16 protein-coding genes are annotated in these 19,483 nt (G+C 44.6%); 2 read left to right on the top strand and 14 right to left on the bottom strand.

Annotated features, from left to right (window positions below; all coding sequences use genetic code 11):
- From map to NTX76_02675, 6 genes are all read right to left on the bottom strand, one after another.
- Positions 1-795, bottom strand: a 795-nt coding sequence (map, locus tag NTX76_02700; GenBank protein MCX7338179.1) for a type I methionyl aminopeptidase, incomplete at its 3' end; no start/stop codon positions are given.
- Between the two features lie 72 nt (positions 796-867).
- Positions 868-1,482: a 30S ribosomal protein S4 gene (rpsD, locus tag NTX76_02695; protein ID MCX7338178.1), complete on the bottom strand. Its 615-nt coding sequence runs from the start codon at positions 1,480-1,482 to the stop codon at positions 868-870.
- Positions 1,483-1,529: 47 nt separating this feature from the next.
- Complete coding sequence (locus NTX76_02690) at positions 1,530-3,191, bottom strand: CTP synthase (protein ID MCX7338177.1); 1,662 nt, start codon at positions 3,189-3,191, stop codon at positions 1,530-1,532.
- 8 nt (positions 3,192-3,199) lie between these two features.
- Complete coding sequence (gene secG, locus NTX76_02685; GenBank protein ID MCX7338176.1) at positions 3,200-3,595, bottom strand: preprotein translocase subunit SecG; 396 nt, start codon at positions 3,593-3,595, stop codon at positions 3,200-3,202.
- Positions 3,596-3,707: 112 nt separating this feature from the next.
- Positions 3,708-4,250 carry a translation initiation factor IF-3 gene (gene infC / locus NTX76_02680; GenBank protein ID MCX7338175.1) on the bottom strand — a complete coding sequence of 181 codons (543 nt, stop codon included), beginning with the start codon at positions 4,248-4,250 and terminating at the stop codon, positions 3,708-3,710.
- 136 nt (positions 4,251-4,386) lie between these two features.
- A complete protein-coding gene (locus tag NTX76_02675) occupies positions 4,387-5,046 on the bottom strand; it encodes a hypothetical protein (GenBank protein ID MCX7338174.1) in 660 nt (219 codons plus the stop codon).
- Positions 5,047-5,309: 263 nt separating this feature from the next.
- Between NTX76_02675 and NTX76_02670 the strand changes: the two genes are divergently transcribed.
- Complete coding sequence (locus NTX76_02670; GenBank protein ID MCX7338173.1) at positions 5,310-8,849, top strand: tetratricopeptide repeat protein; 3,540 nt, start codon at positions 5,310-5,312, stop codon at positions 8,847-8,849.
- A 185-nt stretch (positions 8,850-9,034) separates the two neighbouring features.
- Positions 9,035-10,111: a flagellar biosynthesis protein FlhB gene (gene flhB, locus NTX76_02665; protein ID MCX7338172.1), complete on the top strand. Its 1,077-nt coding sequence runs from the start codon at positions 9,035-9,037 to the stop codon at positions 10,109-10,111.
- A gap of 123 nt (positions 10,112-10,234) precedes the next feature.
- On the opposite strand, the gene NTX76_02660 is transcribed toward flhB, so the two are convergent.
- From NTX76_02660 to NTX76_02625, 8 genes are all read right to left on the bottom strand, one after another.
- Positions 10,235-11,206, bottom strand: a complete 972-nt coding sequence (locus NTX76_02660) for an alpha/beta fold hydrolase (GenBank protein ID MCX7338171.1) — start codon at positions 11,204-11,206, stop codon at positions 10,235-10,237.
- Between the two features lie 40 nt (positions 11,207-11,246).
- On the bottom strand, positions 11,247-12,632 hold the full coding sequence (locus NTX76_02655; GenBank protein MCX7338170.1) for a phosphomannomutase/phosphoglucomutase: 1,386 nt from the start codon (positions 12,630-12,632) through the stop codon (positions 11,247-11,249).
- Positions 12,632-13,984, bottom strand: coding sequence for a UDP-glucose/GDP-mannose dehydrogenase family protein (locus tag NTX76_02650; protein ID MCX7338169.1), 1,353 nt, complete (start codon positions 13,982-13,984; stop codon positions 12,632-12,634). Before NTX76_02650 ends, NTX76_02655 begins: the two co-directional genes overlap by 1 nt.
- Positions 13,985-13,993: 9 nt before the next feature.
- Positions 13,994-15,529 carry a F0F1 ATP synthase subunit alpha gene (atpA, locus tag NTX76_02645; protein ID MCX7338168.1) on the bottom strand — a complete coding sequence of 512 codons (1,536 nt, stop codon included), beginning with the start codon at positions 15,527-15,529 and terminating at the stop codon, positions 13,994-13,996.
- A 2-nt stretch (positions 15,530-15,531) separates the two neighbouring features.
- A complete protein-coding gene (gene atpH, locus NTX76_02640) occupies positions 15,532-16,095 on the bottom strand; it encodes an ATP synthase F1 subunit delta (protein ID MCX7338167.1) in 564 nt (187 codons plus the stop codon).
- A 95-nt stretch (positions 16,096-16,190) separates the two neighbouring features.
- On the bottom strand, positions 16,191-17,462 hold the full coding sequence (aroA, locus tag NTX76_02635; protein ID MCX7338166.1) for a 3-phosphoshikimate 1-carboxyvinyltransferase: 1,272 nt from the start codon (positions 17,460-17,462) through the stop codon (positions 16,191-16,193).
- Entirely contained in the window at positions 17,447-18,100 is a 654-nt protein-coding gene (nth, locus tag NTX76_02630) for an endonuclease III (protein ID MCX7338165.1), read from the bottom strand. Before nth ends, aroA begins: the two co-directional genes overlap by 16 nt.
- A 70-nt stretch (positions 18,101-18,170) precedes the next feature.
- A complete protein-coding gene (locus NTX76_02625; GenBank protein ID MCX7338164.1) occupies positions 18,171-19,421 on the bottom strand; it encodes a condensation domain-containing protein in 1,251 nt (416 codons plus the stop codon).
- Between the last annotated feature and the right edge of the window lie 62 nt (positions 19,422-19,483).

The following is a 19,483-nucleotide window of genomic DNA, read 5'->3' as shown; positions in this document are numbered from 1 at the left end:
TCCTGATGCTGTGACGCCGATGCTGTGTTCAAATTGGGCAGACAACGAACGATCACGTGTTACGGCTGTCCATCCATCCTCCAGGACCTTAACGCCGTATTTCCCGGCATTGATCATGGGTTCAATTGTGAAAAACATACCCTCTCTCAATTCGAGGCCTGTGCCTGGTTTTCCGTAATGAACAACGGTTGGGGCAGTATGAAAAATTTTGCCAACACCATGGCCACAAAAATCCCTGACGACTGAAAAGCCATTTTTTTCGACAAAGCTTTGGATTGTGTATCCAATGTCACCCAATGTGGCACCTGGGCGGACGATCTCTATGGCACGCATCATGGCCTCGTAAGTGCAATTGATCAGTTTTTCAGCCCTAAGGCCAACCTTGCCAATAGCGAACATACGGCTAGTGTCGCCATGCCATCCCTCAACAAGCGGAGTCACATCGATGTTGATAATATCACCTGTGACAAGTTTTTTATTCCCGGGAATGCCATGGCAAACAACATGGTTAACAGACGTGCAAATTGACTTTGGAAATCCATTGTAACCAAGCGGGGCAGGGGTGGCGCCATTTTGGATGATGTATTGATGACAGATTTGGTCAAGTTCATCGGTTGTTACGCCGGCCTTAACAAATGGGGCAACATGATCCAATGTTTGCGATGCCAGGCGGCCAGCCTTTCGCATTCCGACAAAATCGTTTGCCGTGTGGATAGTGATGCTTGCGGGGTCTTCCTCGTGAATATGGTGATTGCAATGCTCGGAATGAACATGATCGTGTGTGTGATGGGTCATATAGTTTCCTTAAATAAGCAAAAAAAACCCCGTATGAAACGGGGTTTGTGAATTCATTATGTCCAGATAGGCTTACCTGGAATAAAATTCGATAACCAAGTTTGGTTCCATTTGAACAGGGTACGGAACATCCGTGAACTTAGGTCCGCGAATAAACTTTCCCTTTAATTCTTTGTGATCAACATCCAAATATTCAGGAACGTCACGTTCTTTTGATTGAACAGCGATTTGAACGTTTGCATTTTCTTTCATGCATCCGACGATTTGAATTTCATCGCCATCTGATACTTTATAAGATGAGATATTAACGCGCTTACCGTTGACGCGGATATGACCGTGGTTAACCATTTGACGTGCTGCGAATACCGTGGAAACGAATTTCATCCGATAAACAACGGCATCCAAACGACGTTCCAACAGGTTGATCATATTTTCAGATGTATCCCCACGAAGGCGAACAGCTTCCTTGTAAATATTTCTGAATTGACGTTCGCTGATGTTGCCGTAGTATCCTTTTAGCTTTTGCTTTGCGCGTAGCTGAATTCCATAGTCCGAAGGTTTGGAACGTTGCTGCCCGTGCTGGCCTGGGCCATAATTACGTGAATTAAAAGGGCTTTTTGCGCGTCCCCAAAGGTTAACACCTAACCGACGATCTATTTTATGCTTTGCTTCTACACGTTTTGTCATGAATACTGCCTATTTCTCACTGTGCAATAAATTTTATAAGTACGAAATTATTGACACGAACTGCACTTTTTGTCAATACCTTCTTGGTCTACGGCGATCATATTATGTTGTAGGCACGCCTCAACAAATGATTTAAACAAGGGATGGGGCGAAAATAAGCGCGATTTCAATTCCGGATGAAATTGTACGCCCACAAACCAGGGATGATCGGCCCATTCAACGATTTCTGGTAATTTTCCATCCGGCGAAAGTCCCGAAAAAACAAGACCAGCTTGCTCTAGGCGTTCACGATACGTTGTGTTGACTTCGTACCGATGCCGATGGCGTTCGACGATTTCAGGTTGGCCATAGATTTTTTGTGCCAAGGATCCCTTTGTCAGGGAACAAGGGTAGGCGCCTAATCGCATTGTCCCGCCCAGATTGTCATCCTCTGTTCTGGATTGCGACCCAAAGGATGTTGACCATTCCGTTAACAGGCCGATGACCGGATCTGCCGTGGGCCCAAATTCTGTGCTTGATGCGTTTCGAATGCCAAGCACATTCCGACAGGCTTCAATCACAGCAAGCTGCATCCCAAAACAGATTCCAAGATAGGGGACCTTGTTTTCACGGGCATATTGAATGGCGCTAAGTTTGCCTTCGACGCCTCTCTCTCCAAAGCCACCGGGAACAATAATTCCATCGACATCTTTTAGTTTGTCGAAAACATCATCTATTTCGGAATTAATCCAAACAAGCTCTGCTGTTGTATGCAGGGGTAACCCCCCATGCATAATGGCCTGCATCAATGATTTATAAGCATCGGGCAATGAGACGTATTTTCCAACGATACCAATTTTTATCTTGTGTGTGGCTTTTTCAAAATTCCCAAGGACCGTATTCCATTTGGTCAAATCAGCGCAGGTATTATGAACGCCAAAATACTCACACACGCGGGAATCGAATCCCTCGTCATGATAGAGCAGGGGGACCCGATAGATATTATCAGCATCCAGGGCGGCCACAACAAATTCACTTTTGACGTTACAAAATTGTGCGAGCTTGCGCTTAGCCTCGATTGGTATGGGGCGGTCGCTTCGGCACAGCAAAAGATCTGGCTGTATTCCAACGCTTAGCAGTTCCTTTACAGAATGCTGGGTTGGTTTTGTTTTGAGCTCTCCGGCGGTTGCGATATACGGCAACAATGTCAAATGGATGAACATCGTCCGATCGCGACCCAAATCATTGCGTAATTGGCGGATCGCCTCTAAATAGGGAAGCCCCTCGATATCGCCAACGGTACCCCCAATTTCACAAAGGATGAAATCCGTTTCCTCGGTTCCATAGGTAATAAAGTTTTTAATTTCGTCCGTGATATGGGGAATGACTTGTACGGTGGATCCCAAATACTCACCGCGTCGTTCTTTTGCCAGAACGGTCGAATAGATTTTCCCCGTTGTGACATAATCGGCGGCTGTTGCAGGTACATCCGTAAAACGTTCATAGTGACCAAGGTCCAGATCGGCCTCTGTCCCGTCATCGGTTACAAAAACTTCCCCATGTTGATAGGGGCTTAATGTTCCCGGGTCGACATTTAAATAAGGATCCAATTTCCTGAGGACAACCGAAAATCCGCGCGACTGCAACAAAGCCCCAAGGGCAGCAGAGGCTATCCCCTTACCAAGGGAGGACGCAACGCCGCCTGTAATGAATATGTAACGTGGTAGCATAGCTGAGCCTACTTTCCTGGCACGCTTGGTTTGGCAGCAGGAACATCTGCGTTGGATTTTACGGCTAGACTAGCGGCACTTGTGCTTGGTTTTGGAGCCGGTGTGCTACTTGCCGGTGTTGCAATGGCAGCTGGCTTGCTGGCTGGCGTATCTAAAAGGGAAGTCGCCTCGCGTATTTGTGCACTTGTGATAACCGTCATTAGAATGCAATTTCCAATGAAAAGGGTTGCCAAAACGCCGGTTGCCCTGGTCAGCAAGTTCGATGCGCCGCGTGCTGTAAACATAGTTCCGGGGCCGCTTCCCCCAACAAGGGCGCTTCCCCCATCACTTTTTTGGAGCAAAATAACACCAATAAGTGCGAGCGTAATAAAGATATGCAGTGTCAGTAAAAATGAAAATGTCATGAATTAATCCTTTTTGTATCAACTTTTAGTAAGTTTTCAATCCTTGAGCCAACAGAAATGCCCGGCTCAAGGATTGTGAATTATCGAAAATCACTGATGGCGAGCACGTAATTTACTTTGGCGCCAATACCATTATCATCTGACGTCCTTCAAGTCTTGGTGATGTTTCAATCTTGGCTAGCTCGTCAAAGTCAGTTTTTACCTTTACAAGGACTTCCATACCGATCTCTTGGTGGCTAAGCTCTCTTCCTTTGAAACGCATGCTAATCTTGACCTTGTTGCCCTCTTCAAGAAAACGTTTGATTGCGCGACACTTTACATCCAAGTCATTATCATCAATCATTGGGCGCATTTGTATTTCTTTAAGCTCGACAATCTTTTGTTTTTTCTTGGCTTCGGCTTTTTTCTTTTGGATTTCGTATTTATACTTGCCGTAGTCAAGGATTTTACAAACAGGCGGATCAGCGTTGGGGGATACCTCTACAAGATCCAAGCCAGCCTTAGTGGCCATGGACATCGCATCAAATCGGGTTGTAACACCAATCATTTCTCCATTTTCATCGATTAAACGAACCTTGATAGATGTGATTTCTTGATTCACTCTTGGGCCATCATGTTTTGCGCTATCGCGACCACCATGAGCGTCATATTGCATACGCGCTATATCTCGTCTCCTTATTAATAGGCTTGTATTTTATTTCTGACTCTAACAAGAATATCGTCAGCAGTCTAGCTTCTTTGTGTGCGGGTTCACATCAAATGAGAATTGCTGCACAGATCCACTTGCCTCTTTATAGCGGCAAGCTCTCGTGCATCAACAAGGGGCGTCCGTTGACACCACTGAATCGCCCAATGAGCTGACCCAGGCTTGTTGGGCTTAGGGGATTGCCTCTAAGATTAATTGTTTTGAGGTTACGCGGCATCATGGAATCATGAATCAGCATGTCGGTAACATCATCCCCGATATTATTGTGTTCCAAATTCAGCGTTGTGATGTTGGCGAAATGAAGTCGCAGCCTCCTGGTCAGCAACAAAATCCCCTCCAGGCCGATATTATTGCATCCCAAATCCAATGTCGCTAAATTTCTGATGTGGTGGTTCGAATCCCATTCTAGCAAAGCGCTAATGCCTTCTTTTGTGATGCCTGCATTCCTTATCGTTAGGCTTGTTAGATCCTTGGTTAGGTATTGCAATAAATTACGAAGCCCCATATCCCCCAAGTACTGATCTGTAATGGTGACATTTGTACCAATCTGAACGGTAAGACTGCCGCGATCTGTGCTGATGGTTATTTGTTTTAGGGGGGTGATGGCAGATACTGTCGCATGGGATCCTCGCAATTCACTGTTTCTGCTGGATGCCCAAATGATGGCTCCGTCCAAGGACGATAGGGCACAGACCGCTAAAAGTGTCGCCTTTAGAAAGTGCGGGGCCGTGAGTAATTTTTCCATGATGACACTCCTCTAAAGCATTAAATTACAGAAATGGCAGAAAGGGGGGATAACTAATTAGCCCTTGAATCAAGCCCTTTCTGTGGCAGACCATAGATGATGCCACCGCAAACAACCATAGGAACGTCGTAGGGAAGATGTAGGGATGTGTCCCAGGTCTTTCGTTTTGAGAAAACCTGAAATAAAAAGACCCAAAAAACACTTGCGAATTTTTAATACTTGTGCTTTTTGTTATCAACAACAGCTTATCGCAGTAAAAAGACATGCAACGCCCCGCTGAATTTCCAGAAGTAATCTATGATGCTTTTTTAAGGACAATAAATGGGGTTGCCTTTTCTGCCCGTGAAATAGAAGTCATTGCCGGAATCCTTTTGGGGAAATCCACTCAACAAATCCCTGATATTTTGCCCATCGTTGACGAAACGGATCAGGGTATGATCCTTTTTGGGTGTAGACTTTCCGAAAAAACCGTTTCATCGCATATCGATAACATTTACGAAAAACTATCCCCATTATTAATGGTGCATAAGGACGAATTAAGAAGCAAAACAACCAAGAGAGACAAAATTAAATATGTTGTCGAGCGATCGCAGGAGCATAAATATCTCGAAAAATATTGCGTTGCTTTGCAGATTGAGAATGCTTTTTTACTGCAGCTGGAAAAGATTTTTCGAAAACAGCTGAATCAAGGCCAGCAGTCTGCCCAGAAAAAATCTACCATTGGTCGCTGTCAGATCCATTTCTGGGGCGGAGATTTGATAAGCGAGGATCCTTTCTACACCCACCTCGCCCGACACCTGAATGACAGAAAAAGCAAAAATGATCAAAAAATCATTACAACCATCCTGAAAAAAGTAACGACCGAGAAACCGGTAAACCCAGACAAAGCAGAAAACCCCGGCGCTGATTACATTCTTTATATCGTCCCTGAGGAACTGAGGGACCGTTTTAACAAAGCAGACGATCCGCTCATCGAAACCCTTTTTAAAAACACCAGCCACAGCTTGTTCCTACTAGATCATTGGAAAAACAAGAAACAAATCCCCGATAGTCTTAAAAATGCGGGATACGTCCGCATTGATAAACAAACCCCTTATTATGAATCTGTCTTTGAAATCCTCAAAAAGATGTTTCCGGATATCTCTATTGATGATGCGATTCTGGAATTCACCAAAGCTCGTGCTAGTCTCATCCCTAAAAAACCACCCTTCTATTCAAACATAAAAGCGATGGTTGGGATCGGTCTGGCCAGCTTTGGGATTCTTTGTGGGGGATGGATTTTGTATGTGAGCAGCGATAATCAAGAAAGTTCCATCAGGTCTGATTTGGTCATACCAGACAAAAGTTCGTTTCTAGAGCGACCCAACCTATCATCCCAAATAGAACAAAAACTGGCAGGGGGGAATACTATTAAAACAGTCGCCCTTGTTGGTATTGTGGGTATGGGCGGGGTTGGAAAAACAACGCTGGCTCGGCAGTTTGGGCGATCTCACAAAACATCCGTTGTATGGGAAATTAATGCTGAAACACATGGGCAGTTGATTCGTTCCTTTAAGGATCTGGCCTATTCATTTGCAAAAACAAAAGAACAAAAGGATGAGCTTGATTTTATCCAAGCCGTGCAAAACCAGGATGAAAAGGAAAAACAACTGCTTTCGTTTGTAAAAAAGCATCTAAAAACCCAAAAGCAATGGCTGCTTATTTATGACAACATGAATACATTTTCCGAAATTAAGGATTATTTCCCACAGGATGAAACTGTGTGGGGATGTGGAAAGGTTATCATTACAACCCGGGATGCAACATTTGAAAACTCTGCTTTTATCAATCCAAAAAATGTGATTCATCTGGATTCCTTGACGAAGGGGGAGGCCTTCAAGCTTTTTACGCGCATTTTGTTTGGGTGTGATCCGGATCAATTGAGTAAGGATAAACAGGAAACAGCGACACAGTTTTTGGAACAGATTCCATCGTTCCCCTTGGATGTGTCTACAGCTGCCTATTATATCAAAAACACACAAATACCCTATGATGAGTATCTGAAAAAAACTGCAGGATATAGTCAAGAATTTGAAAAATCCCAGGAATCCCTTGTAAAAGAGGTAAGTCCATATACAAAGACACGGTATGGGATCGTAGCCTTATCGATCCAAAAATTAATTGAACAAAATCCACAGTTCAAGGAATTGCTGCTATTGATTTCCCTAATTGATTCACAAAATATTCCCAAAAAGCTTTTAACATTTTATAGTGACGAAAAAACGATTGATCTCTTTTTGAGGCAGCTAGAAAAACAGTCTCTGGTTGTAAATGTGAATAACCACGATCAAATGACAGAGCCAATGATTTCGTTACATAGGAGCATGCAGGCGATTTGCCTGAGTCATTTATTGCAATCACTATCACCAGACCGGAAAGTGGCGATGATTCAATCAATCTCATCTTCGTTGGAAAACTACATGAAAAAGGTTCTGGATACCGAGGACTGTGAAAAAATGAAGACCGCCATTAGTCATTGGGAGGCTATTTTGGGTCACGCCCCGTTAATATCGGATACTATACAAGGGACACTTAAAGGACAACTGGGAACTATTTATTTTTACATGGCGGATTATAAAAAGGCAAAGCAAAATCTAGAAGAGAGCCAAGCTTTATTGAATCGGGATTATGATCAGAATTTCGAGAGAATTGCACGAGGGTTAAGTGATTTGGCGGAGGTAAACCAAGAAGCCGGTCAATTCGATGAAAATATTGCTTTGTTTGAACGGAGTCTTGCTATATACAAAAAGCATTTTCCTCAAAATCATATCTATATTGCAAGAGGCCTGGCACGTCTTGGAAATTTATACAAAAATATTAATCAGGACGAAAAAGCGATAAATTTATTAGAAAAAAGTCTTTCTATTTACAGAGCATATTATCCGGAAAGTTTTGCACAAATTGTTTGGGTTCTAACCTTTCTTGGAAATTCATACAGAAACCTGGGTCAGTACAGCAAAGCAAAACAATTACTCGAAGAGAGTTTAGCGCTTTATCAACAAAAAATACCAGAAAATAATATCGGAATTGCACGAATGCAGGGAGTTCTTGGGCGTATTTATATTGATATTGGGGATTATAAAAAGGCAGAAGTCTTGCTAGAAAAAAGCACATTGATTCATAAGAAAAAATATTCCAAAAATCATATGTACGTTGGTTGGTCTCTGGGGATATTAGGAAATTGTTATCGGTGCATGGGTCAATATAAGAAATCACAGAAAATCCTTGAAGATAGCCTCAGGATATATCAATTGTATTCCGAAACACACCTGGTTTTAGCCCGGGTTTTCTGGTACCTCGGTGAATTGCATTCAGCAATTGGAAATTACAATCAAGCCCACGATTGTTGCGAAAAAAGTCTAGAAATTATGAAGGAGCGCCGCCGCAACGTAGACCCCTTCGATATCTCTATGGCCTTAAGAGCAAAAGGAGAAATTTATTTTTTGCAAGGCGATTACGATGATGCTGAAAAATATCTTCAAGAATCATTAAGCATACTGCAGTCCAAACAACAGCCTAAACAATATATGCCCTTGGAAGACCTATCTGATCTCTATCTGAAAAAATCAGAAGATGCCACGGTCAATGGGGATGCCCAACAGGCAGCAGATCACAAACTTAAAGCAGCTGACTATATAAAGCAGTCCTTTGAAATTGCACAAGGTCACCTTCCACCCGATTCACCCCATGTTGCAAGGATCGCAGATAAGATGGCGAAATTGGGTGGGGATCCTAAATTAAGAATCCCCAAAATGCCATATTAAGGCTGATGTTTTAAGGTCTGGATTGCTTTGTCGGGCTGCGCCCTCCGCGCAAAGACGTCGCGGCGTGCAGCGCAAGCGACGAAGCAATCCAGGATTATCTGGGAAAACACAAGGTTTTTGGGGATTGTTACGTCGAACTCAGGTTATGATAAAGATTCCCTAATATCCTTCCTTCCGGTTAACGCATGGCTGATGATAACGAAAAAGATGATGACCAAAAAACGCAGGAACCAACGCAGCGACGTCTGGATGATGCGCAAAAGGATGGGCAGGCTCCGAATTCTCGCGAGGTCACCCACTGGTGCATGATCGCGCTTTCGGCAACCGTTTTATTGGGGGTGATGCCCAGCACAGCCAGAAATTTGGGGCAGATTCTGGTGCCGTTTTTATGTGCCCCGCATACATTTGTTGTGACGTACAGTACCCTCAATCAATTGGGATTTCACCTGTTGAAGGAGGTATCGATGGCCCTTTTGTTGCCCATGCTGATACTGTCCATCGGGGCGTTGGTGGTGGGGCTTTTGCAAACGTGGTCCGCCCTTTCGCTTAAAACGCTGGCGCCAAAACTGGATCGCCTTTCCCTGTCAAAGGGGTTTAACAAGATTTTTTCAAAACAGGCCTTGTTGGATTTTTTGAAAAGCTTGCTCAAGGTGATCATCCTGGGGGTGGCGCTTTTCTTTACATTAAAAAAACAACTTCAGCAGCTTGCACATTCATCGTGGTTTTCGATCAATGAACTGGGTACCGTGTTTCGTCAATCGATTCAGGAAATTTTTGTGGTTGTTTTGTGTGTTTTGGCTGTGATTGCCGGGCTTGATTATATTTATCAGCGGTTTCAGTTTACCAAAAAATTACGCATGACGTTGCAGGAGGTCAAGGATGAACATAAAGATTCCGAGGGTGACCCCGCCATTCGTCAAAAATTAAGACAAATGCGCCAAGAAATGATACGGAATCAAATGATGAAGGCTGTTCCATCCGCAACGGCTGTGATCACGAACCCGACGCACTATGCGGTGGCCATTGCGTGGGATCAAGCAGTGATGGAATCGCCAAAGGTTGTTGCAAAAGGAAAGGACCATGTCGCCTTTAGAATTCGCGAGATTGCCAAAAAGAATGACATCCCCATTATTGAAAACCCACCCTTGGCGCGTTCCTTATTCGACAGCGTTGACATTAACAGGGAAATTCAATCCCATCATTACAAGGCGGTCGCTGACGTTATAAAGCTTGTGATGAAGCTAAAGCAACGACGTTTTTAATGCCATAACCCCCGTCACACCGTAGCGTGACCAACGGGGGGGTCCATGGATCCTGCGATCAAGTCGCGGGAGGACGTGTGGGGGGAATGATCTGTATTAGGTATAACAACTCAAGGGGCTTGTCTAGTTCTGGTCGGTCAAAATGTCGATTAGATCCTCGTTGACTCGGTTTCTATCGGAATCAACATGTGGCGCGTGGGCTGAGCCTGAATACACGAATGTCTTGTAAATAAGCCCGCTATCATTAAGTTTTTTCAATCCCGCTTTTGTATCGACAGCCAAGTCTTGCGCCCCATACAGGACGAACAGGGAATCGGTTTTGATTTTTTTAAAGTCCACTTGGTCCTGCAATGTCCATAAAGCTTGTAGGCTTTGCAGGCTTATTGATGTTTGTGAAAAGGCTTGTTCGCCTTCTTTGAGATCGGAAAGATCTGAATACAGCGTTCGTCTTGGTCTGTCGTTTGTTCTTGTAATAGGGTGTGCCCATTTGAGTATTGTCGAAATAATGGGGGTGGAAAGCAGCTTTTTGGTCCCCTTGTCATCATCACAGGGCGCCAGATTTGGTGAAATCAGAACCAGTTTGTGAACGGGGCGTATTTGCGCCAAAAGACACGCCAAGACGCCACCATTACTGTGGCCAACAATGCTAACCTTGTCGGCAACCTCTGATAGTAAATCATAGGCATGCACAGCATCACGAAGCCAATCAGATGCCACAACATGTTGTGAGATGTGAAAATCCTGCAAGCCAAACCCCGTTAATAGGGGTGCATAATATGGCATTTGTTTTTGCTTCATGGAATCAAGCAACAAATGAAAATTATTGGGCCCAACCGTAAACCCATGAAGCACAAGTGTTGCATGCGGTATTTTTGTTGATGCTGTTTTTTCTGGGGTGACAGCGGGTGACGATGTAATGGGCAAGTAAAATTGAGGTGCCGATTCTTTGTATGCATTCACTTCATCGTCACGCGTGAATCGTGATAGGTACGTTTCATTAATCTTGGTATTGATGAATTCGATGTATTTGACGGTTCCGGTAGTCATCACATATAGCCCTGCGATGCTAATAAACAGTTTTGATTTAAAGTTCATATTTGGTTGCTCCTTGGTTTAGGGGTTTGTTTGTTTTGCATTAATCAACGTGTACGCCAAAGGGCTCTAGGTAGGATGCCAATTGTTGCTGTAACCGTTCCAACCCTTCGGCGGATTCGGATTCACAGCGCGCAACCAGCTTTGCCTGAGTATTCGATGCTCGTAATAACCACCACCCGTGGGGTCCCGTTACGCGCACGCCATCAATTGCATTAACGGTTGCGCCATCTTTTTGCAGCGCTTGGGCAATTTTTTCCACAACGGAAAATTTTTGACTGTCATCGCATGATATTCTGATTTCTGGCGTGTTAAAGCGTTTTGGGATGTGATCAAATAATTCTGACAGAGTTTGGTCGCTGTCATGCAAAATATTGATCAACCGAATGGCTGCATAAATAGCATCGTCATATCCATAATAATGATCGGCAAAAAAGATATGCCCGCTCATTTCTCCGGCCAATACGGCACCTGTTTCAGCAATCATTGATTTGATCAGGGAATGTCCCGTCCGCCCCATTAAGGCATTTCCACCATGGTTCGTGATGTCATCAAACAAAACTTGGCTGGCTTTAACGTCTGCAATAATTGTGGCGCCTGGATGGGTTTTTAAAACCGCGCGGGACCAAAGAATCATCAGCTGATCGCCCCATAAAATACGACCCTTCCCATCAACAACACCGATTCGATCTGCATCACCATCAAATGCAATGCCGGCATCGCAGTCGTTTTCTTGTACAACTGCAATCAGCTGTTTCAGATTTTCAGGAACAGTTGGATCGGGATGATGGGCCGGAAATGTCCCATCGATTGCGCCGTTAATGACGATCGAATCAACATCCAAAATCCCTGGTTTGGTTAGGACGTCTATTACGCGACCTGCGGCGCCATTCCCTGGATCCCAGGCAATTTTTAAACGACGTTTGTCAGAATTATAATCCTTTAACACTCTGTTGATGTATTTTTGTTCGATTTCTATTGTTTGGCAGGATCCGGGTGTTTCGGCGATCTTGCCCTCTAGCGTTGCTAGGTTTTGAATATCTTTGCCAAAGAAGGGGCGATTATGTAGCGCCATTTTGAATCCGTTGTCATCGGATGGATTGTGTGATCCCGTCACCATGATTCCGGCGTCAACCGTCAAATCTTTAATCGCGAAATACACCATGGGGGTTGGGCCAATGCCAACATCATGCACATGAACTCCACCCTGAACCAGGCCGCTTGCTAATGCTTCTGAAAGGGCAGGGGATGTTAGTCGGCCATCACGACCAATGGCTATTGTTTTCAAGCCCTGACTTGTCATGAATTCAGCAAAACAAAGCCCCAGTTTATAGGCATCATTTTCACTCAGGTTTTTTCCAACAGTCCCTCGAATATCGTATTCTCTTAAAATTTCAGTCTTAAAAAGATGTTTGTTAGAAAAATCCATTATGCGTTCCTTCTTCCTATAGAAATATAATCAATGCCGTTCATTTCGGCTGGTTTATAAATATTGCGCAAATCAATCATAAGGGGGTTGTGCCCTGCTGGTGTTGATAAAAGCGTTTTCACTTTTTCCAAATCCAGTGCCCTAAATTCATTCCATTCTGTCAAGATTACTACGCCATCTGTGCCCGCAATCGCATCATAGGCATCCGTTGCCCAATTGACACCTTCTAAACCATGGGCTTGAGATAAATGTTCACTGCCTGCATAATACAGGGGATCATATGCTTTTACGGTTATTCCTGCCTTTAGCAATGCCGGGATAATATCCAAACTGGGTGAGTCCCTTAAATCGTCTGTATTGGGTTTGAATGTAACGCCCAAGATCGAAACGACGCCATTTTCGGCCCGTCCCCTGGTTTTTAAGGCGTCTATAATTTTTTGAGCCATAGCGGCTTTTCGGTCTTTGTTTGATTGGATAACAGCATCAATTAAGGTTAGCGGCGCACCAGCATCGTGGGCTGTTTTGCTAAGGGCTAATGTATCCTTTGGAAAGCAGGATCCCCCATATCCAGGACCAGCATTTAAAAATTTACGTCCGATGCGTCCATCCAAACCGATGCCCTTGGCTAATTCCTGGACATCGGCGCCAACCTTTTCACATAAATCAGCCATTTGATTGATAAACGCAATTTTTGTTGCCAAAAACCCATTTGATGCATATTTAATCAGTTCTGATGTTTCGACTGATGTGTACATAATTGGCGTTTCAATGAGATACAGGGGTCGATAAAGGTGGGACAAAAGATATTGGGCTTTTTTGCTGTCGGTCCCAATGATCACCCGATCGGGTCGCATAAAGTCATTGATTGCCGATCCCTCGCGGAGGAATTCAGGATTGGATGCAACATCAAAATCAACGCTGTGTTTTAAATCTGGCCGGGTGGCTTCGATGATTTCGGCCAATTTGTGCGCCGTTCCAACGGGGACTGTGGATTTGGTAACGATGACTGTGTATCCATTAATGGCCCGGGCAATTTGTTCTGCTGCCTGATAGACATACGACAAATCGGCATGGCCATCGCATTGTCGTGCGGGTGTTCCAACCGCAATCATAACGACATCGGCATCAGATACAGCTGGGGCCAGTTCGGTTGTAAAGGACAGCCGACCAGACTTTTGTCCCTGACGGACCAAGGCTTCCAAGCCTGGCTCATAAATGGGAATTTTTCCCTGCTTTAGTGCTGCAATTTTTTGTTGGTCAAAATCAACGTTCGTGACTTGAAATCCAAATTCGGAAAAACAAGCCCCCGTTACCAGGCCAACATATCCCGATCCAATTACTGTAACATGCATAAAACTCTCTTATTTTAAAGCCGTGCCAAGGTATTCCGTTAATTTCTTTTCGTTTTCATCGCTTAATGTTTGTTTTTCCGTGATTTCTTTGACAACCTCGGGCAGGGCGATTTTAACGTCGCGCAAATACTTTTTTTCAAAATCCGCAATATCCGAAACAGCGATTGCATCCAAAAATCCACGGACCCCTGCGAATAAGGATAGCACCTGATCCGTGTTCGTCATAGGTGCATATTGGGGTTGTTTTAAAAGTTCTGTTAAGCGCTTTCCCCGTTCAAGCAATTTTTGGGTTGACGGATCGAGATCGCTGGCAAATTGTGAAAACGCGGCCATTTCCCGATATTGGGCCAGGTCAAGCTTAATGCGCCCGGCAACCTTTCGTGTGGCTTTCGTTTGGGCGGCAGACCCAACGCGGCTGACCGACAATCCAACGTTAACGGCAGGGCGAATTCCGTGATAAAACAAATCCGTTTCCAAAAAGATTTGTCCGTCCGTGATGGAAATGACATTGGTTGGGATGTATGCTGACACGTCGCCGGCTTGTGTTTCAACAATGGGCAGGGCCGTTAACGACCCCCCACCACAAGCGTCACTTAACTTAGCGGCGCGTTCCAAAAGTCGTGAATGCAGATAGAATACATCCCCCGGGTATGCTTCTCGCCCGGGGGGCCGCCGAAGCAATAACGACATCTGGCGGTACGCATCGGCATGCTTGGACAAATCATCGTAAATAATTAACGCGTGCATTCCACGATCCCGGAAATATTCCCCAATGGCGCACGCTGTATAGGGCGATAAGTATTGCAAGGGGGCCGGGTCTGATGCTGTTGCTGCAACAACGATTGTGTATTCCATGGCCCCGTGATCTTGCAAGATTTTAACAATCCGCGATACAGATGATCGTTTTTGCCCAATCGCCACGTAAATACAATACAGCTTTTGTGATGGATCCAAATTTTGATTGATGGTTTTTTGATTGATGATTGTATCAATGGCAATGGCCGTTTTGCCCGTTTGTCGATCGCCAATGATTAGTTCGCGTTGACCCCGGCCAATGGGAATCAGGGAATCGATAACCTTTATGCCGGTCGACATGGGTTCGTGCACGGAACGTCGTTGAATAATCCCGGGGGCTTTGCGTTCGACCTCTGCCATTTCTGTGTCCAAAAGTGGGCCTTTGCCATCGATCGGATTTCCCAGACCATCAAGGACTCGCCCCAGTAATCCCATGCCAACGTTCACATCGACAATTTTTCCAGTTCTTTCGGCAACATCCCCCTCTTGAATGGCATGGTCGTCACCCACGATGACAACGCCGACATTGTCGACCTCTAGGTTTGTGGCGATGCTGCGTATTTTGCCTCCGGTTTTCGAGGAAATAATATCAATCCATTCGCCTGATTGGGCGTTATCAAGTCCATAAATTCTGGCTGTACCATCGCTGACCATTAAAACGCGACCGGTTTCAGAGATTTTGAGATTGCTTTCAAAATTCTCGATTTTCTCTTTAAGGATTGCCGTAATTTCTGCAGCATAGGGTTGCATTATTAATTTCCTTTAAATAGCTGGGTAATATGATTAACTTGGGCTTTGTAGCTGGCGTCCAGGGTGATGTTATCTGTTTGAATCGCAAGGCCAGATAGCAACGATGGATCCTGTTCAAATGTGGGGTTGAGCTTTTCAGGAAAGATTTTGGACAAAACATCCATCAGGTGATCTTTTTCTGTTTGCTGTAATGGATAGGCCGAATGGATGGATAATTCCCTTTGATTGTTAAAATCAGTGACAATTTTTGTCAAAAGGCGATGAATAACTGGCAAGAAAGAAATGCGCCGTGCCTGAATCAGAACGTCCATAAAGCACAGAAACAGGGACGATAGGCTTAGCGTTTCCGTGACAATTTTCCATGCGATCGCCAGGTGTTTCCTGGGCAATCCAGAACCACTGAGCATGCGCTGCAATTCTGGGCTGCTTTTAAAAAAGCGGTCTACCTTTTGAAGGTCATCCAGAATTTCATTTGTTTTCCCCCGTGCTTCGCAAACAGCAAACAATGCCCGGGCATAGCGTCCAGGGAAAGATGTAAGGAGCGGGGTTAAATCTTTTCTTTTCATTGCACATTGCTAGAAGTCTAAAACTACATTCTATCATACCGCATTCCCATATTTTAAAAAGAAAATTTTAATGGGTGCGACGGAGGGGGTCATCTTTAAATCCCCGCCACCTGCTCAAAAAAATCAGGAAAGCTTGTATTAACGGTGTCGGTTTGATGAATTGTGACAGGTCGTGAATGCGCCAGGGCGAAAATGGAAAACGCCATTGCGATGCGGTGATCGTTGTTGGCAAAAATCTGGATTGGAGTATCGGGGCTTTCCCCAAAGGATTGCCCATGAATAATCAGCGAATCGGATTGGATTTCGGCCTTAATGCCGCACGCAGTTAAACCCCTAAAAATCCCATCCAGGCGATCAGATTCCTTGTGTCGTAGCTCGCCCAGGCCATGAAAGATGGATTGTCCCTTGGCAAATGCAGCAGCGACAGCCAGGATTGGATATTCATCGATCAGGCTGGCCGACATGTCCGCGGAGATTTCGATGGCCGTCAGGGGGCTTGTTTTGCAGATTAAATCAACGCAGTCTTCGCCACATCTGGGGGTTGTTGCTATAACCGTAATGGCCGCACCCATCTTTTGTAAGATTTCACAAAAGCCCCGCCGGTAAGGATTCCAGCAAATATCTTTGATGGTGATCAGGGAATCCTTGGTTAGTAAAGCCGCCACAATCCAAAAGGCTGCGGCAGAGGGATCACCCGGAATCTCTAATGCTGACACGGACACAGACGCAGACACTGGTGCGAATCCTTTTTTCCCCTGGACAGACGCTTGATACTCCCCATCAGCATTATGGGACACGGTAATCGGCATGCCCAAATGTGCCATCAGTCGTTCCGTATGATCCCGTGTTGGAATGGGTTCCACAACCGTGGTGGTTCCGTCCGCAAACAATCCAGCTAATAAAATCGCTGATTTAACCTGGGCTGATGGGACAGATTGGCGATAAACGATAGACGTTAGGGTGGCACCCCCCTGAATCGTGATGGGCAGATGATCCCCGTCCGGGCACAGGAATTTCGCCCCCATTTGCCTTAGCGGATCCATTACGCGTTTCATCGGGCGCCGACTGAGCGATTCATCGCCAGTAAGCGTCGATGAATGGGGCAGGGTCGACAACAATCCCATCAGCAGGCGCGCTGACGTTCCCGAATTCCCCATGTCCAAAGGGTGCCTCGATGGTTCCGTTAAGAATTTCAAGGCGTCCCTGGTTCGTGCAACATCTTCGCCAGAATTGAGGTTTTTGATTTCTAGTGGAACTTTTGTTAATGCCGCCAAAATCAAAACCCTATGGCTGATTGATTTATCACCGGGGACAAAAAATTCCCCCGTCATTTTTTCTTTTGGATGGATTGTTACAAAATTGCGCATTGTGCCCTGGTTTGGTAATAGTCGCATAAATCGCTGATAGGGCAAATCATACATTTTGGTTTTATGGCTGTACAGATATACCGCCCATGCAGAACAATCCAGTGGTGGGCATGATGCCGAAAGGGCGGGGGGACAATCGCCTCTAGTGTTCGTTCGACATCCTTTGGGGTTTTTCCGGGGGCTAGGCCTGTTCGGTTGCATACACGAAACATATGTGTGTCCACCGGAAATGTATCCTGATGAAATGCGACGCTTAAAACAACGTTCGCTGATTTGCGCCCAACACCGGGAAGCGCCTCTAGGCTGATGCGATCGGATGGGACCTGTCCATTATGTCTTTCGATAAGCAGTCTGGACAGCCCAATAATATTCTTTGCTTTGTTGTTATAAAGGCCGATTGTTTTGATGTATTTTTTTAGACCCTCAATCCCCAAATCAACCATTTTTTCCGGAGTGTTCGCCACTTGGAACAGGGATTCCGTGGCTTTGTTTACCCCCTTATCTGTGGATTGCGCCGATAGCACGACCGCAACCAGCAACGTATAGGGATCCGTATAGGTTAATTCTGTTTCGGGATGCGGGTTCCTTTTCTGCAATCGCTCAAAAAATTCATATGTGTGGGGATAAAAATGGGTCATTGTGCCATCCTTGTGTGATCTTTACGGCCCAATTTAACCCCAATCCGACGTCAGGAATAGAAAAAAGTATTTAACTGGATTGTTTTTCTAGATGTCCAATGTAATCCTCTATCATTTGTTTGGCCTGATCTGGTGATAAAAATCCCTCCTGGTAAAATATGCTAAGTGTGGCATTTTTGTCTTCTTGTTCCCAAATCCTAAAGACGAGGCTTTGTGGGGTTATTTTCTGGGCCTGATCATATCGACCAGTGCGCAATCGAGTGTTAATAACGGCACCTCCTAAATTTTCACTCAATACGGGAATATAATTAAAATAGAATGGAATCTTTGTGCATGTTTCAAAACTATGAAGTGGGGTATGATTTCTAAGGGCACCCCTTAAGAGTTGTTGATTTTTAACAAGCGCATCCTCCAATGATTCGGAATTTTCCTCTAAAATAGCCAAATTGATAAAATATCCCATAGAGTTGGAAAATGCCTTTTCTCTGTTCCCTAAGTAGACCCCCGTTAATATTCTTGGCTGATTGGTGAGCTGTCTTAGGGTGTAGCTAAATACAGAATACAAAAGTGTCATTGGAAACACCCCTTTTTGATGACAGGCTTTTTTGATTCTGTCCATCAACGCTGCAGGGATAACCCCTGTTTCTTCGAATTTTATTTTTGGTTCTCCTGAAACAAGAAGTGTTTCCCAGGATGGGTCAATCGGCTGAAATCCCTGGAAATCACGATGGACTTGTAGGACGTAATCGAGATAGGGTTTTGCCCTAAGGTCGATAATTTTCCTCTCAATCAACGATTGATATGTTGAAAACAGCTGCCTTAAAAAGACTTCGGCGCTCAATCCATCAACAATCAAATGCTCAAAATTCATGAAAAGAATAAACTCATCATCTGTAACCCGTATCAAATCAAGCTGAAACAAAGGCGCAGCGTAGGATGGAAATGTAGCTAGCTGGTTGAGCTTGGAAAAATTGCTAAGAATTTCCGCCTTTTCTGCTTCATCCAAATCTTTGATATCATGACACGGCAGCGAATACGCCATAGTTTCGGCGACAATTCGTTCCCACCGTGATTCATTATGATGATAACTAGTCCGCAGAATATCATGGGCCTGAATAACGATATTGATAGCCTGCTCAAGAAAAACAATATGGGATGGCGACCCCCCCCGAAATCGAACTTCTGCAGATAAAATCCAGGGGTTTTTCATCTCATACTTTTGGCAAAATGTCAGATATCCGTCTTCTTGTAGTGAAAGGGACAAATATTCATGCTTGGCTTTGAAATCATTAGTCGTAAATTCGTTTGTACTGGTGTTCATTTTATTGTTGCCCTTGATTGTATAACTTGCATAATTTTAACTCTCTCCTGTTCGTTCACATA

It is taken from the genome of Alphaproteobacteria bacterium, from assembly GCA_026400645.1.
Lineage (GTDB): Bacteria > Pseudomonadota > Alphaproteobacteria > Paracaedibacterales > CAIULA01 > JAPLOP01.
This window is presented reverse-complemented; position numbering and strand designations above follow the sequence as displayed.